This window comes from Actinomyces sp. S6-Spd3 (assembly GCF_000758755.1).
GTDB lineage: Bacteria > Actinomycetota > Actinomycetes > Actinomycetales > Actinomycetaceae > Pauljensenia.
Genome location: NZ_JRMV01000199.1, coordinates 1 through 580 on the forward strand (window position 1 = coordinate 1; position 580 = coordinate 580).

Here is a 580-nt window from a genome sequence, read left to right on the forward strand (position 1 = left end):
TGATCGATTTTGATTCCGAATGGTCCGCACGTGTAGCGGGTACATACAAGGGGCCGGGTGCCGACATTCCGATTGAGGACTTCTACTTGGAAACCGGCGAGTTCTCTAACGGGTTCCGCACGGAATACCCCGAAGGGTTACTTGTTGGTTCGAATGCATATCAGGATTTGGCAAAGGGCTACACGCTGGGCAAGCGGTTTAAGTCCGCGAAGGTAGTACGCCGGTCGGATTCAAATCCGATCCACCTCGGCCACACGCACGAGGCTGATGGCCGCTGGCGCATATACGTATTCGCTGACAAGGAACGCGCCGCACTTTCGGGGACTAAGGTAGCCGACTGGGCTAAGTGGATGGACGAGTCAGTTGACTCCCCCATTAATAAGTTCACCCCGAAGGGTAGCGATCGCGATGCCCTCTTTGATGTGAAGGTGATCTACCAGCAGGACCACCGCGACATTTGTCCGGGCAATGTTCCCGCAATCTTCAAGCCCGAAAATGGTCCGTTTGGACTACAAAACCTGGAGAAGATTTTCGGCAAGCTTCCGAAGGGACTATGGCACGGCTTCGATATGCCAGACAC

The 580-nt window shown here is 54.5% G+C and carries 1 pseudogene; it reads left to right on the forward strand.

The annotated features are described in order from the left end of the window. A pseudogene (locus HMPREF1627_RS01715) lies at window positions 1-580 on the forward strand (3-hydroxybenzoate 4-monooxygenase); the annotation flags it as partial.